The sequence below is a fragment of the Bradyrhizobium sp. SYSU BS000235 genome (assembly GCF_049747295.1).
Lineage (GTDB): Bacteria > Pseudomonadota > Alphaproteobacteria > Rhizobiales > Xanthobacteraceae > Afipia.
In genome coordinates, this window is sequence record NZ_JBMHJM010000001.1 from 493,705 (window position 1) to 507,563 (window position 13,859).

Genomic DNA, 13,859 nt, shown 5'->3' on the forward strand with positions numbered 1-13,859 from the left:
CGCCCCTTATGAGGGCGCCATATTGCCTCAGCGGACTTCCGCGAGATAGCGGTCGGTGAAAGCTTTCTGCACGCTTTCCATCTCACCCCAGTCGACGCTCTTGGCCCGCGCGTAGTCACTATCCGGCAGGAACTTGGATTTGACGGCTGCCGGAAGCTCGATCTTACGTGCCGGGCGCAGATAGGCGTTGGTCCAGATCGCTTGTCCCTTGTCGGACAGGAGATAGTCCATCACCTTCTTGGCTTTCTCCTTGTCAGGCGCATTCTTGACGAGGCCAACGACATAGGGGAACACCACCGAACCTTCGCACGGGATGACGAACTCAAAGTTGCCCTTCTCGGTGTATTTCGCGCGATAGGCGTTGAAGTCATAGTCGAACAGGATCGGCATTTCTCCAGAAACGACACGTGCATACGACGTCTGCTTCGGCACGATTGGCTGGTTCTTCTGCAATTCCTTGAAGAAGTTCAGACCTGGGTTGAAGTCCTGCGCCGAGCCGCCGAGCGCGAGATTGACCGCCACGGCGCCAACGTAACCAACTGCGGCTGAAGACGGGTCAAGATAGCCCACCATGCCCTTGTATTCGGGCTTCAAAAGGTCTTTCCAGCAGGCAGGCACCGGCTTGCCGCCAAGCGCGTCCTTGTTGACGAACAAGCCAAGCGTGCCGGAGTGGATCGTCGTCCAGTAACCGTCAGTATCCTTCAATCCAGCATCGACCTGGTCCCAGTGGGCAGGCTTGTACGGCTCCAGCGCGCCTTGGGTCTTCGCCTTCATGCCGAATGTCACGCCAAAATAACCGATGTCGCCCACCGGATTGGCCTTCTCGGCAAGAATCTGTGCGAGAGCCTGACCGGAATTCTTGTTGTCATGCGGAATGTCGTAGCCGAGATCAGTCTTGATCGACTTGAGCATGGTCGCCCAATCAGCCCACTCGGGTGGGCAATTGTAGCAGATCACGTCGGCGGCCTGAGCGGCATGCCACGGGGCAAAAATCGACAGCACCATCGCCGCCAAAAGCGCGCGGAAAACCTTCATTGCTCCAGCTCCATTGTACGGAAAATTCAGCATGGTCGGGCCTGCGCGCCATGCACTATACGCGGCGTGTGAACGATTTGCGACAGCGCGAGTGCCCCGCTTCCGAAGTTCGCATTATTCCAGACACGCCCCGGATAGTGCGGACTTCTGAGCCGCCACACGAGCGGTTTTTGCTCTGCAACAGTTGATGACTTAGAATGACCGTTCAGAACACGATCCAGGACCATCCTCGTATCATTGCGTCTACCCGCATACCGGCGATCAGCCTGACATACTCAAGGACAATTTTGCTCGAGGACAATTTCGCATGATACCCGCCCTTCGCCGCGTTGCCTTATCACTGCCTGTAGCCGCGCTTTTGATCTCGCCATCTATCGCGACCGCCGCAGAGACCGTCGGTGGCGATACCGCCTTCTCCTTCGTGGCGCTCGGCGACATGCCGTACAATCTTCCCGGCGATTATGTGAAGTTCGACCGGTTGATTGCGACCATCAACGCCATGAAGCCGGCGTTCACGCTGCACATGGGCGATATCAAGTCCGGCGGCGTTCCCTGCAGCGACGACATCCTGAAGAAATCCTACGACCAGATCCAGACATTCGCAGGCGCGCTGGTCTATACCATTGGCGACAATGAATGGACCGATTGCCACCGCAAAGTGGCGGGCAACTTTGATCCGCGCGAACGGCTGGCAAAGGTACGCGAGATGTTTTTCGCCACCCCGAGCAAGTCACTTGGCAAGGCGCCAATCGATCTCGAGAGCCAGGCGCAGATCATGCCGGAGTATTCCACGTTCGTGGAGAACGCGCGCTTCGCCAAAAACGGCGTGCAATTCATCAGCGTCCATGTGGTCGGCTCAAATAACGGTTTCGAGGCTGAAGATCCCGAAGCCGCGAAGGAATTTTTCCCGCGCGACAAGGCCAATGTCGCCTGGATCAAGGCAGGCTTTGCGAAAGCAAAAGGAAGAAACGCGAAAGCAGCTGTGGTCTTCATGCAGGCGGAATTTGATCAGGCGCGCTTTCCGAATGGCGCAATGCCGCGCCAATCCGGCTTCACGCATGTGCTCGATGCCATTGAAGCCGGCGCGAAGGATTTCGGCAAACCGGTTCTTGTGATTAATGGCGACGAACACTTCATCGAGCTGACGCCGCTGAAGAACAGCCGTGGCAAGGCGATCCCAAACGTGCTGCGCTTGATGGTCTATGGCGATGGGGACGTTCACGCCATTCGCGTGCTCGTCGATCCGGACAGTGCAGGCGTGTTTGGTTATGTGCCGCTGATCATTCCGGAGAACCTCAAATAAGAGGCTGAGGCTCTCAGAACAGGCTCAGCGATAGACCTTCGACGGGTCAAAGACCTTGTCGGCATCCACGAACACAAGCTTTGCCGAGCCCGCGTCACCGGTTACCGCGCGATAGAAACATGAGCGCCTGCCGGTATGGCAGGCGCCGCCCCCGCTCTGCTCGACACGAATCCAGACCGCGTCCTGATCGCAATCCATTCGCATCTCGACAACACGCTGAACGTGACCGGAGCTCTCTCCCTTGCGCCACAGCGCTTTGCGTGAACGGCTGTAATACCAGGCCTGCCCCGTCTCGATGGTTTTGCGCAGCGCTTCATCGTTCATATGCGCAACCATTAGCACATCGCCTGAGGCCGCATCGGTGGCCACACAGGTCACAAGACCGGCCGCATCGAATTTGGGCCGGAACGTCAACCCCTCTTCGATGTCAGCGAGAGCGGCCTGAGATGAAGGTGCTTCAGTCACGGGAATTTCCGAAAAATGTTCGCTATCGTTGTGAAGATTTCCACGTACGCGCAAGCGACGTGACGCCTGAATCAATCGTCGGCAGTTCCAAGTCAGGCGCCAGTAATTGGCGTTAAATCCCGCGTACCATATTGAGGAAACGCGCCTGCTCTTCAGGATTGTCCTGGAACACACCGGTAAAGCGCGACGTCAGAGTCTTGGCGCCTTCCTTGCCAATCCCGCGCACCGACATGCAGGTGTGCTCGGCCTCCATCACCACCGCGACGCCGCGTGGCTTGAGGATGGCGTTGATCGCGCCAGCAACCTGCGCCGTCAGATGCTCCTGGGTCTGCAGGCGATGCGCGAAGATATCGACGAGGCGCGCAAGCTTTGAGAGACCCACAACCCGGTCCACCGGCGCGTACGCAATGTGCGCCTTGCCGTAGAACGGCATCACGTGATGCTCGCAGTGCGAGTTAAAGTTGATATCGCGGATCAGCACGAAATCATCGTAACCCGCCGTCTCCCCAAAGGTGCGGTTGAGCACTTCGGCCGGGCAAAGCGCGTAGCCCTGGAACAGCTCGTCATAGGCTTCCACCACGCGCCGCGGCGTATCGAGCAGCCCCTCACGGGCGGTGTCTTCTCCGATATAGGCCAGCAGCGTCTTTACGGCCTGCTCGGCCTCGTCGCGCGAAGGGCGGACCAGATCCGGCCGGATGGCCGAAGCCATGTAATCGGAAGCGGGAATTTCGGATTTTTCCGCAGGCTTGGCGGTGCGGATAGGCTTGATGATCGCGTCCATATCGTCTCCGTTCGACCGTCCCTCTTGCCGCAATAGCCTTGCGGAGGGCCGGAGTGTCACCGGTCAGCCGCGACAGCCCAACCTGCTGCCGGACGCCTCACCTTGCACAGTGGCAGCCAATTTAAGGGAAAATCACCACGATTTCCCGCATTGCTGAGATGCAGGCAGTTTATTCCTGTATCCACGGTACTATATAGGAACCGGGTACCGACCGCCAAGGGTTGCCGGCCGGCAAAGGTCTCATGCCAGAGCGAATTTGATCGCATGCTGAACGACATCTACAACAAGAAAATCATCGAATTGGCGGGGAATATTCCGCGCCTGGGCCGGCTTTCCGATCCGGACGCCTCGGCGACCGCCCATTCGAAGCTGTGCGGATCCACCGTCAAGGTCGACCTCAAAATGCAGGACGGCGTGGTGAGCGATTTTGCCCACGACGTGAAGGCGTGTGCCCTGGGACAGGCCTCCTCCTCCATCATGGCCAGCCACGTGATCGGCTCGAATGCAGCCGAACTGCGCGAACTGCGCGAAACCGTCCGGAAAATGCTCAAGGAAAACGGCGCCCCGCCCGAAGGGAAATGGGGGGACATCGCGCTGCTCGAGCCCGTGCGTGACTACAAGGCTCGCCACGCCTCAACGATGCTGACCTTCGACGCGGTTGTCGATGCCATCGGCCAGATCGAGACCAAGCGTTCTGGTGAGCAGGGTTCAGGCGAGAAGGCTTCCGGCCAGTCGGCTGAAAGCCTCGCCACGGCACGAAATTAACCCGCTCAAGCGGCTACTTGCGATCCACATTCGCGGGCGCCGCGCCACCGGTCGGCGGCTCGGCCGTGGCTGTCTTTGTCGGCAGCGGATTGAGCTGCGTGTTCTTGGCGGACGTATCGACAGCACTGACAAACCGGTCCTGGACCGGCTTGGAAGCAACTTCGGCTGCACCGCTCTTCACGTCGGGAACGGCCTTCACTTCGGCAACGGCATCGGTCGTGATGAGGTTGGTGAGGCGCAACTCGGCCGTCGACAGCTCATGCAGCGGCTCCCACGGCGGAACGCTGAGAGCGAGAGACAGCAAATCTCCCGAACCACCCATATCGAAGGTATATTTCGCAAGCCGGCCGACGTCGCGCTGAACAATCATCAAATCCTGCGCGGAATAGCTCGACGCTTTCGCGTCGTCAGCACGATCTCCCATCCAGATCTGATGCACGCGGACGTGGGCACCGGCTGGAACATGGCGCGTATTGCCGGACAGCAGCAGGAAGACACACATCGACTCGCAATACGCGTCGGGTGTGATCGTGCGCCTGGAATTGCCTGTGTCGGTTTTCTCCACGATGGTACCGACAGTGGTCCGAAGGCCGAGTTCGCGCCAGCGCCGTCCGAGTGTGATCGCATCGAGCACCGAGCCGCCGCTTGAATCAAGCACGACGGTGCTCCCCCTCAGCTTACGCTGCTTGGAAAACTCATCGAACTTCGCAGGCGTATCCGCCGTGATGATACCGACAGCAGCAACCCAGCCGTTGCAGTCACGGTCGCACGTGTTGGAAGCCTCGTGCCAGGTGAAGGTCATGGGAAGTTTGCGAACTTCCAGGCTTGCATCGGCGCGCGTTGCCGACACCCCCAACATGGCGGGGCCAGTCAGCGAAAGACAAAAGACGCTGGCGCAAATTCGCACCCAGCCGCCGAGACGAAGCGACCTCACGAGCTGCAAGTTTAGTTCCTTCCCCGCCCGACTAAGCAAAGGTATCCGACCCTTTCCACATGACGATTCCGTCACGTGGACGTTATGAAAAAGTAACCTTGTGAACGGTCAGCGTCTATTACACTTTTGCTGCGGCGCAGCCCCAGCCGTGCAATAATTCGCGAGGTGTGGCGCGAATGTCGCCAGTTCCAGTTCCTTGCGAAGGAACCGCCAGTTCAGCGTCCATGAATCTACAAACGCCGGAAAAGCCGCTAAAATAAGATGAAACATTCGTTCCATTGTTCCGCTTGCGGTGACACGCTTCATCGGCTGCCGCGTCATGCCGGGCGCGGCTTGATCTGGATTTACCGCCATACGCTGTCGCCGCTCGTTGGCTATAACTGTCGGCACCTTCCGACGTGTTCAGTCTACGGGGATGAGGCCATCGCAAGGTTCGGCTTGTGGGCCGGCGGATGGATGACGCTGGCGCGTTTGCTGCGCTGCCAACCGTGGGGCACATCCGGTATCGACAACGTTTCGCACGTCACGCCCGCCAATGCGCGATGGTATCTCCCATGGCGTTATGCGCGGTGGCGCGGCGTCAACGACGGCTCGAGTTAGTTCGCTCCCGCGCGCGGCTTTGTCAGCACAATCAGCATGAGAGCAACGACGACGAAGGCGATCGCAGCATAATTCATTGCGACAAAGGCATCGCGAACATAAAGCGAGCCCCCGATGGCAGAGCCGATGCCCTGACCGATGTAGAGCACCGACGTGTTCAGCGACACGGAAGCGCTGGCGAGCGGCGGCGCAGCAGCGACCAATCGCACCTGCTGCATGGAATTGGTGGCGGCGAATCCAAATCCCCAAAAAGCAATCGCAACAAAGATGGCAGGGATTGCTTCCGATCCGATCGCCCAGCCAATCACGCCTGTCAGCAGCGATGATGTAAACAACAACGACGAGCGCCATGCTCCCCAGGAATCCACGATCCGGCTCGCGAGCATGTTGCCGATAAAGCCCATTGCCCCCCACGTCAGAAACACCAACGCGATGGTTTCGGGACCCGCCTTCGTCAACCGCGCCATCAACGGCGCCGCGAATGTAAACACCACGAACTGCCCGGCCATCTGGCAGGTCGTGATGAGGAGCAACACGACCACGAGAGGGCTGCGGCCGAGTGCGGTCCAGGTTTTGATATCGACCGGCACGCCCGCGAGCCCAACCGGCAGCCGCCACGCCACAAGCAATGAACTGATCAACGCGATGACGGCAATTCCACCATAGGCAGCCCGCCAATCGGTATGGCTTGCAACATACGTGATCACCGGCAAGCCCAGAGCCGCCGCCAGCGACCAGCCGAGAAAGACATAAGACAGCGTGCTCCCGCGTTTCTCCGGAGGCACAATCATCGATGCCGTACCGGCGGCCTGGGGTGTGAATAGAGCGCCCACGGCGAGCATCACCAACCGAAAGATCAGCAGCGACACATAATTCGGAGCAAGAGCGGACGCGAGATGCGCCGCCGACATAAACATCAACGTCGCGGCAAGGAGAAACCTGCGGTCAAACCGGCTGGTGAGCCACGCGGTTAACGGCGATCCGATACACAACACCATCGCGCCGAATGTCACGAGCAGGCTGGCTTCCCGGATCGTCACGCCGAGCCCATCGGATAGTTGGGTCAACATCGCGGCCGGCGCGAGTACGCTCACGCCAGTCACAAAATTTCCGAGCATCAGGGCTGTCGGCGCAAAGCGTTTCATAGCGCTTTGTAGCAGGGAGCGATTTAAATGCAAATGCATGTAAATGCATGCCTGCACAACGGAGGCCCGTTTCACTCCGCAGACGTCGCCTCGATGTTCGCGTCCTCGGCTTGAGGACCGGCCTCTGCAGCGAGGTAGCAAAACATGCATATCTGATCATTGCAGCGCCCGATTCGGCTGCTATACACCCGTATCGCTTACCTGCGCCCGTTCGCAGGAGTGAGCCAAAGGAGCAGATCATGTCTGATAAGAATACCCCCTCTTCTTTCACGTACTCCGTCGCAAATCTGAAGCCCGTCGATACCAACCAGGTCACCGTGACCTTTCCCGACGGCGCCAAGCGCGAATTTCCAAAAGGCACCACCGGCCTCGACATCGCCAAGGGCATTTCGCCGTCACTCGCCAAGCGCACCGTCGCCATGGCGCTCGACGGCGAAGTCAGCGACCTCGCCGACCCGATCGAACACAATGCCGCTATCGAGTTCATCAACCGCGACGACCCGCGCGCGCTGGAGCTGATCCGGCACGATGCCGCGCACGTGCTTGCCGAAGCGGTGCAGACGCTGTGGCCCGGCACACAGGTGACCATCGGCCCGGTCATCGACAACGGCTTCTACTACGACTTCTTCCGCAATGAGCCGTTCACGCCGGAAGACTTCGCCGCCATCGAAAAGAAGATGCGCGAGATCATTGCGCGCGATCAACCGTTCACCAAGGACGTTTGGTCTCGCGAGAAGACCAAGCAGGTCTTCCGCGACAAGGGCGAAGCGTTCAAGGTTGAGCTGGTTGACGCCATCCCGGGCGACGAACCGATCAAGATCTACTATCAGGGCGACTGGTTCGATCTGTGCCGTGGTCCGCACATGACGTCCACCGGCAAGATCGGCAACGCGTTCAAGCTCATGAAGGTTGCAGGGGCCTATTGGCGCGGCGACGCCAACAATCCGATGCTGACGCGCATCTACGGCACGGCGTTCGCCAAGCAGGAAGATCTTGATGCTTATCTGAAGCAGCTCGAGGAAGCCGAGAAGCGCGACCATCGCCGCCTCGGCCGCGAGATGGATCTCTTCCACTTCCAGGAAGAAGCGCCCGGCTCGGTGTTCTGGCATCACAAAGGCTGGACCTTGTTCCAGATGCTGGAGAACTACATCCGTCGCCGCCAGACGCTGGCGGGCTATCACGAGGTCAACTCGCCGCAATTAATGGATCAGCAGTTGTGGGTCACGACCGGCCACATGCAGACCTACGGCGAAAACATGTTCATGACGGCCAAGCGCGAGGATGACAATCGCGTCTACGCCATCAAGCCGATGAACTGCCCCGGCCACGTGCAGATCTTCAAGAACGGCCTGAAGTCCTATCGCGAACTGCCGCTGAAGCTCGCGGAGTTCGGCAAGGTCCATCGCTTCGAGCCCTCAGGCGCGATGCACGGATTGATGCGTGTGCGCGGCTTCACGCAAGACGACGCCCATGTGTTCATCACGCAGGAGCAGATCGCCGACGAGTGCCTGGCGATGAACAACCTGATCCTGTCGATCTATAAGGATTTCGGCTTCGACGACGTTCACATCAAGTTCTCGGACCGCCCCGAGAAGCGCATCGGCGACGATGCGGTGTGGACGATCGCCGAAAACGCCCTGATGAAGACGCTTGAGGCGACGCAGCACGCCTGGACCCTCAACAAGGGAGAAGGCGCGTTCTACGGACCGAAACTCGAATACACCTTGCGCGACGCCATCGGCCGCGAATGGCAGTGCGGCACCATTCAGGTTGACCTGAATATGCCGGGCCGCCTCGGTGCGTTCTACATCGACGAGCACTCCAACAAGGTGACGCCGGTGATGCTGCATCGCGCGATCCTCGGGTCGCTTGAGCGCTTCACCGGTATCCTGATCGAGCACTTTGCCGGCCACTTCCCGCTCTGGCTTGCGCCATTGCAGGCCGTCGTCACCACCATCACCTCCGATGGCGATGACTACGCCCGCGAGGTCGTGGAGGCATGCCGGCGTGCGGGACTACGCGTCGACATCGATCTGCGCAACGAGAAGATCAACTACAAGGTGCGCGAGCACTCCCTGGCCAAGGTGCCTGCCCTTCTCGTGGTCGGCAAGAAAGAAGCAGAGAACCGCGCTGTCTCGATCCGCCGCCTCGGCAGCGAAGGCCAGACCGTGCTGCCGCTCGACGAGGCCCTCAAGGCGCTCGCCGATGAAGCGACCCCGCCGGATATCAAGCGGGCCCGCAACGCGTAAGACGAACTCATTCGACGAACAGAAAACCCTCCGCTCAGATTGAGCGGAGGGTGTTTTTAATTGCATGACACCGCTACGCACCGATCACCTGACGACAAATCGGGACAATCGGATTTTCTCGACCAAGTCCTTTGCGCTAAACCGCCGCAGAGCCTCCGAGGCGGACTATCCTAAACGCGCAAGATCGCAAGCAAAGCGAGTTTAGAGGTCTCTTAAGCTCTTTGCCTTGCCATCCGCTATTGCATGCCGATATTTGAACAAGACTGCAGCCATCCCGCGCTCTGGAGCCCGAATGCCCGACGCCCTCGAACTTCTGAAGACACGCCGCTCGCTCAAGCCGCTGGAAATGACCGGTCCAGGCCCTTCGCCTGCGGAGCTCGAGACGATCCTGACCATCGGGTCCCGCGTGCCGGATCATGGCAAGATCGCCCCGTGGCGCTTTATCGTGTTCGAGAACGATGCGCGGATGAAGGCCGGTGAGATTTTCGCACGCATTTTCCGGCTGAAAAACGTCACCGCGACGCCGGATCAAGTCGACGTCGAAAAAAAGCGCTTTGCTCACGCCCCGCTTGTCATCGCTGTGGTCAGCAAAACCACCGAGCACCGCAAAGTGCCGCCGTGGGAACAGCAACTGTCGGCCGGCGCGAGCGCGATGAACATCGTCCACGCCGCCCATGCCCTTGGCTACGTCGCGAATTGGCTGACTGGCTGGATCGCGTTCGATCGTGATGTGCTCACCGCTCTAGGTTTGCAATCCGAAGAGAAAATTGCCGGCTTCATCCACATCGGACGATCGGACCGCGCCATTGAGGACCGCCCTCGCCCGTCCTTGAACGAAATCGTCACGCGGTTCGGCGAATGATCAGGCGGCTTGCGACGCCGGCTTGCCGAACGTCGCGATCAACTCCGAAATTTCCGACGCCGGCCTCGCCGCGCTGAACAGGAAGCCCTGCACCTCCGTGCATCCTTCCGCCCGTAGCGCATCGAGCTGATCCTCTGTCTCCACGCCTTCTGCGGTCGTCGAAATATTCAGGCTACGGCCGAGGCCGGAAATTGCCCTGATGATCGCGGCGCAATCGGATCGATCGGCAAGGTCACGCACAAAGGAGCGATCAATCTTGATTTTATCGAAGGGGAAGCTGCGGAGATAACTCAAGGACGAGTAGCCGGTGCCGAAGTCATCCATCGAAATCCGGACGCCGAGTTCGCGCAGCTGATGCAAGGTTGCGAGATTGGCTTCGGTCTCCGCGAGGAAAATCGATTCCGTAATTTCAAGTTCCAGCCGGAATGGCGACAGTCCAGAGCGCGCCAAGGCCCCGATCACTGCCGGGACAAGATTGCGGCTACGGAACTGCACTGGCGAGAGATTGACCGCGACCTTGATGTCCTTAGGCCATTGCGCCGCCTGCTCGCAGGCTTCCTTCAACACCCATTCGCCCAATTGGACAATCAGGCCGATATCTTCCGCCACGGGTATGAAATCAGCCGGGGAGATCATCCCCTTCTTCGGATGGTTCCATCGCACCAGTGACTCGAAGGCCACAATGCGGTTCTCGGACACATCGATCAGTGGCTGGTAGTGGAGTTCGAATTCGTCGTTCGCCAGCGCATAGCGCAAGTCCAGTTCCATGTCCCGGCGCTTCTGTGCCGCGCGGTCCATGTCCTTCTCGAAGAAGCGGTGCACGCCGCCGCCCTCGGACTTGGCGCGATAGAGCGCCATGTCTGCATTGCGCAGAAAGTCCTCTCCGGTCTTGCCATCGCCCGGCGAAATCGCAATACCAACGCTGGCACCAATGACGATTTCCAGGCTGTCGATGCTGTAAGGTTCGCTCAGTCTATCGATCAGGCGCGCGGCAAACTGGCTGACCTCATTGGGCGAGGAATCCATCTCGAGGATCATGGCGAATTCGTCGCCACCGAGCCGTGCGACGAGATCGGTCGCGCGCAGGTTTGTTCCCAGCCGCTCCGCCACCATTTTCAAGAGACGGTCACCCATCGGATGACCGAATGAATCATTGACGTGCTTGAAGAGATCAAGGTCGATGCACAGCACCGCGATGCGCTTGTCGATCTGCTTGGTGCGCGCCAGGTCGCTTTGCAGGCGTTCCTGGAACAGCACACGATTAGGCAGCCCGGTCAGTGCATCATGATGAGCCATGAAAGCGACGCGAGCTTCCGCCTTTCGGCGTTCGGTGATGTCCACGGCGGAAACAAGGAATGCATCACGATCGTTAAACGGCACGCGGCGCCCGAACGTCAGCACCTCGATTTCGCTGCCGTCCGCCTTCAGGTGCCGCCAATTCGAGCCTGATTGATAGACGTCGCCAATCAAGCCCAGTGCACGGGTGTGTTCCTCCCACTCGTCGCGAGGCCAGATGTCCTGCAGCTTCATTGTCAGGAAATCCGAGCGGCTATAGCCGTAATGCTTCACCGCGGCGTCATTGACGTTGAGAAACTCCTTCGTCTCGGCGTCGAACACCCACATCGGCATGGGATTGCTTTCGAACAACAACCGGAACGACTGTTCGCGCCGCTTGAGATTCGTGACATCGGTCAGCGAAATCGAAATCAGTTCTCCTACCGGCGCCGCATTGATCTTCAAGGTATTGGAGCCAACGCTCACCTCGAACTGGTCGCCACAATTGCTGCTAATGACCGCTGTCAGCTTCGCAACGATCTCCGGCGAGCATAACGCATGACTGCCGGTGCTCAGGCGACGCCAGCGCAATTCATCCGCCTCAACCCCTAGCAATTTTGCGGTGCCCTGGTTGAATTGGACAATCTGGAAATCAAACGGCCGCTCGTGCGCATCGCGAATGGTCGCCAGTGACAGAATACCGTCATCTGTTGCGTAGAAGATCGCATCGAGCAAATTGTATTGCTGCCCACGTTCGTTCACATACGCGCCAACCAGCGTTTCGCCCCAACGCGACGTCATCGGCAACGCGAAAATATCGTAAGCCTGAACCAGCCCGTCACGTACGCAATGAGCCGATGTGAGATGCGGCTTGCCATTGCGACAAGCACTGGCCGCAGCCTCTTCCAGCATCAGCGCGCAGTCTGGCGGCAGCATGGTGAGAGGCGTGTCCCACACCTCCATATCCAGCCAGGTTTCGACGTATCGGCCGGCGCGAGAGATTTCGAGGTCGGAGTCTACGCCTTTGATGAGCATGACGTGATCGGACAGGCGACCAAGGCTGCCGAGCATCACGTCTTCAAACGAGGGCAGCTTGGTTTCCGGCTTGAGAGCTGCATGCCACTTGCGGCGCAAGACTGCGACATCAGAAAATTTATCCGAGTCCGAACCGGTCACTGCCCGTGACACTTTTTCGACCGCAACCACAACGCACCTCTACCGATCGACGCGACGTCCTGTCGTGTCTACGTAGCATCCAATGCCGCGCCACTTAAATCCGCGTAAACAGGTTTTCTGGATAGGGAGAATGCGGCGATTGTGAAAGTTATAAGTCGAGCGATGGTTAGTGCGGTTAGCAACTATGACAGTTTCACGACACAATTTATCGCGCGATAACCTCGATCTCGCCGTCCACGCCGTTCGAGACGTTGAAGGGGCGCTCGAATACCTTCCCCTCGTTCTTCGCGATCACGCGATATTCGCCTTCGGACAGCACGACACGCGGAAACGCACCGTTGTACTCCTTGATGACGTCACCTGCGGGCGTAATGACAGACCACGCTGTATTCGCCAACGCTTCGCCGCCCTTGTCACTGACGAGCTTGAGCGTGATGACGGCCGCGCGATGGGTCACGGTCACATCGGTCAACTTACCGGCCTGCACGCGAATATCCGAGCGCACCACCGAGTTCGCGTCGCCGTAGTTCGAGATGATGTAATAGACGCCTTCGGGCACAAGCAGCACATCGCCTGCCGCAACGTTTTGCGCGATCGGCGCACGTTCCCCGACTTCGAACTGACTGCCTTTGTAGAGCGAGAACGTGATCTGCCCTTGCGGGATCTTGCTGCTGCCGACCTTGCCTTCAATGCGAAGACCACCCGCAGGAAGCTCGAACGACTCGCGCAAGGTTTCCTGGCGCAGCGTCACAGGGCGCACGGCGCTGACGAGACCGAGCGAAGCATGAATCACGTAACCGCCCGGTGCGAGAACGATGTTCGGCGTCGCGCTGCGATCTTCGCGGACAAGCTGAAATACGCCGTTTGCATCAGGCTTGTCGGAATAAACACGCCAGATAATACCGGCATTGACGACAGGAAGATCCTTTCCAAAGCGCGCGCTGAGGGCGAGCACACTCTGCCCCGGCAGGTTCGCCTGTGTCGTCGGCGTTGGCGGTGGCGCGGTCGTGACCGGCGGCTGGGTCAGCGTTGCCGGCAGACCGGGCGTTGACGCAGGGCCGGGCGACGGCGGCGCAAGGCTGATGGCGGGGCCGGACGGCGTCGGAGCTTCGGGAACATTGTTGGGCGGAACCGGTGGCGGATTGTCGCTGAAAAACTGCGCCGCAGCAGGTTGCGTGACCACCAGACATGACAACGCGAACAGCCATGCCAGGCGCGCAACACGCCTGACGGGCCGGCCATGATGTCGGAGGATTGTCATGCGGCTGG

Annotated in this window: 12 protein-coding genes; 5 read left to right on the forward strand and 7 right to left on the reverse strand. The window is 59.3% G+C overall.

The window, feature by feature from the left end:
• Positions 1 to 27 precede the first annotated feature (27 nt).
• Positions 28 to 1,035, reverse strand: a complete 1,008-nt coding sequence (locus tag ACP0KA_RS02175) for an ABC transporter substrate-binding protein (protein ID WP_424627199.1) — start codon at positions 1,033 to 1,035, stop codon at positions 28 to 30.
• 307 nt (positions 1,036 to 1,342) lie between these two features.
• Here ACP0KA_RS02175 and ACP0KA_RS02180 point away from each other — a divergent pair, with 307 nt between their 5' ends.
• Positions 1,343 to 2,338 (forward strand): hypothetical protein, encoded by a 996-nt coding sequence (locus ACP0KA_RS02180; RefSeq protein WP_424627200.1) that lies wholly within the window; start codon positions 1,343 to 1,345, stop codon positions 2,336 to 2,338.
• Positions 2,339 to 2,362: 24 nt separating this feature from the next.
• Here ACP0KA_RS02180 and hisI read toward each other — a convergent pair whose 3' ends face one another.
• Entirely contained in the window at positions 2,363 to 2,803 is a 441-nt protein-coding gene (gene hisI / locus ACP0KA_RS02185) for a phosphoribosyl-AMP cyclohydrolase (protein ID WP_424627201.1), read from the reverse strand.
• 112 nt (positions 2,804 to 2,915) lie between these two features.
• Entirely contained in the window at positions 2,916 to 3,584 is a 669-nt protein-coding gene (gene folE, locus ACP0KA_RS02190; RefSeq protein ID WP_424627202.1) for a GTP cyclohydrolase I FolE, read from the reverse strand.
• A 264-nt stretch (positions 3,585 to 3,848) separates the two neighbouring features.
• Between folE and ACP0KA_RS02195 the strand changes: the two genes are divergently transcribed.
• Positions 3,849 to 4,349, forward strand: coding sequence for an iron-sulfur cluster assembly scaffold protein (locus ACP0KA_RS02195; RefSeq protein ID WP_424627203.1), 501 nt, complete (start codon positions 3,849 to 3,851; stop codon positions 4,347 to 4,349).
• Positions 4,350 to 4,362: 13 nt separating this feature from the next.
• Here the strand turns inward: ACP0KA_RS02195 and ACP0KA_RS02200 are convergent, their stop codons facing one another.
• Positions 4,363 to 5,292, reverse strand: a complete 930-nt coding sequence (locus ACP0KA_RS02200) for a hypothetical protein (RefSeq protein ID WP_424627204.1) — start codon at positions 5,290 to 5,292, stop codon at positions 4,363 to 4,365.
• Positions 5,293 to 5,544: 252 nt separating this feature from the next.
• On the opposite strand from ACP0KA_RS02200, the gene yidD reads away from it, so the two are divergent.
• Positions 5,545 to 5,883 (forward strand): membrane protein insertion efficiency factor YidD, encoded by a 339-nt coding sequence (gene yidD, locus ACP0KA_RS02205; RefSeq protein WP_424627205.1) that lies wholly within the window; start codon positions 5,545 to 5,547, stop codon positions 5,881 to 5,883.
• On the opposite strand, the gene ACP0KA_RS02210 is transcribed toward yidD, so the two are convergent.
• Positions 5,880 to 7,001 carry an MFS transporter gene (locus ACP0KA_RS02210; protein WP_424627206.1) on the reverse strand — a complete coding sequence of 374 codons (1,122 nt, stop codon included), beginning with the start codon at positions 6,999 to 7,001 and terminating at the stop codon, positions 5,880 to 5,882. The genes yidD and ACP0KA_RS02210 overlap by 4 nt on opposite strands.
• A 266-nt stretch (positions 7,002 to 7,267) precedes the next feature.
• Here ACP0KA_RS02210 and thrS point away from each other — a divergent pair, with 266 nt between their 5' ends.
• Together thrS and ACP0KA_RS02220 are read left to right on the forward strand one after the other, a co-directional pair.
• Complete coding sequence (gene thrS / locus ACP0KA_RS02215; protein WP_424627207.1) at positions 7,268 to 9,277, forward strand: threonine--tRNA ligase; 2,010 nt, start codon at positions 7,268 to 7,270, stop codon at positions 9,275 to 9,277.
• A 292-nt stretch (positions 9,278 to 9,569) separates the two neighbouring features.
• On the forward strand, positions 9,570 to 10,139 hold the full coding sequence (locus tag ACP0KA_RS02220) for a nitroreductase family protein (RefSeq protein WP_424627208.1): 570 nt from the start codon (positions 9,570 to 9,572) through the stop codon (positions 10,137 to 10,139).
• On the opposite strand, the gene ACP0KA_RS02225 is transcribed toward ACP0KA_RS02220, so the two are convergent.
• Together ACP0KA_RS02225 and ACP0KA_RS02230 are read right to left on the reverse strand one after the other, a co-directional pair.
• Positions 10,140 to 12,620 (reverse strand): putative bifunctional diguanylate cyclase/phosphodiesterase, encoded by a 2,481-nt coding sequence (locus tag ACP0KA_RS02225; RefSeq protein ID WP_424627209.1) that lies wholly within the window; start codon positions 12,618 to 12,620, stop codon positions 10,140 to 10,142. It abuts the gene before it with no gap.
• Positions 12,621 to 12,795: 175 nt separating this feature from the next.
• Positions 12,796 to 13,851, reverse strand: a complete 1,056-nt coding sequence (locus tag ACP0KA_RS02230; RefSeq protein ID WP_424627210.1) for a hypothetical protein — start codon at positions 13,849 to 13,851, stop codon at positions 12,796 to 12,798.
• Between the last annotated feature and the right edge of the window lie 8 nt (positions 13,852 to 13,859).

What these genes read in the sequence shown, in the direction of transcription:
- ACP0KA_RS02175 (WP_424627199.1), bottom strand. Translation starts at nt 1,035, where the DNA reads ATGAAGGTTTTCCGCGCGCTTTTGGCGGCGATGGTGCTGTCGATTTTT.
- ACP0KA_RS02180 (WP_424627200.1), top strand. Translation starts at nt 1,343, where the DNA reads ATGATACCCGCCCTTCGCCGCGTTGCCTTATCACTGCCTGTAGCCGCG.
- folE (WP_424627202.1), bottom strand. Translation starts at nt 3,584, where the DNA reads ATGGACGCGATCATCAAGCCTATCCGCACCGCCAAGCCTGCGGAAAAA.
- ACP0KA_RS02195 (WP_424627203.1), top strand. Translation starts at nt 3,849, where the DNA reads ATGCTGAACGACATCTACAACAAGAAAATCATCGAATTGGCGGGGAAT.
- yidD (WP_424627205.1), top strand. Translation starts at nt 5,545, where the DNA reads ATGAAACATTCGTTCCATTGTTCCGCTTGCGGTGACACGCTTCATCGG.
- ACP0KA_RS02210 (WP_424627206.1), bottom strand. Translation starts at nt 7,001, where the DNA reads ATGCTCGGAAATTTTGTGACTGGCGTGAGCGTACTCGCGCCGGCCGCG.
- thrS (WP_424627207.1), top strand. Translation starts at nt 7,268, where the DNA reads ATGTCTGATAAGAATACCCCCTCTTCTTTCACGTACTCCGTCGCAAAT.
- ACP0KA_RS02220 (WP_424627208.1), top strand. Translation starts at nt 9,570, where the DNA reads ATGCCCGACGCCCTCGAACTTCTGAAGACACGCCGCTCGCTCAAGCCG.
- ACP0KA_RS02230 (WP_424627210.1), bottom strand. Translation starts at nt 13,851, where the DNA reads ATGACAATCCTCCGACATCATGGCCGGCCCGTCAGGCGTGTTGCGCGC.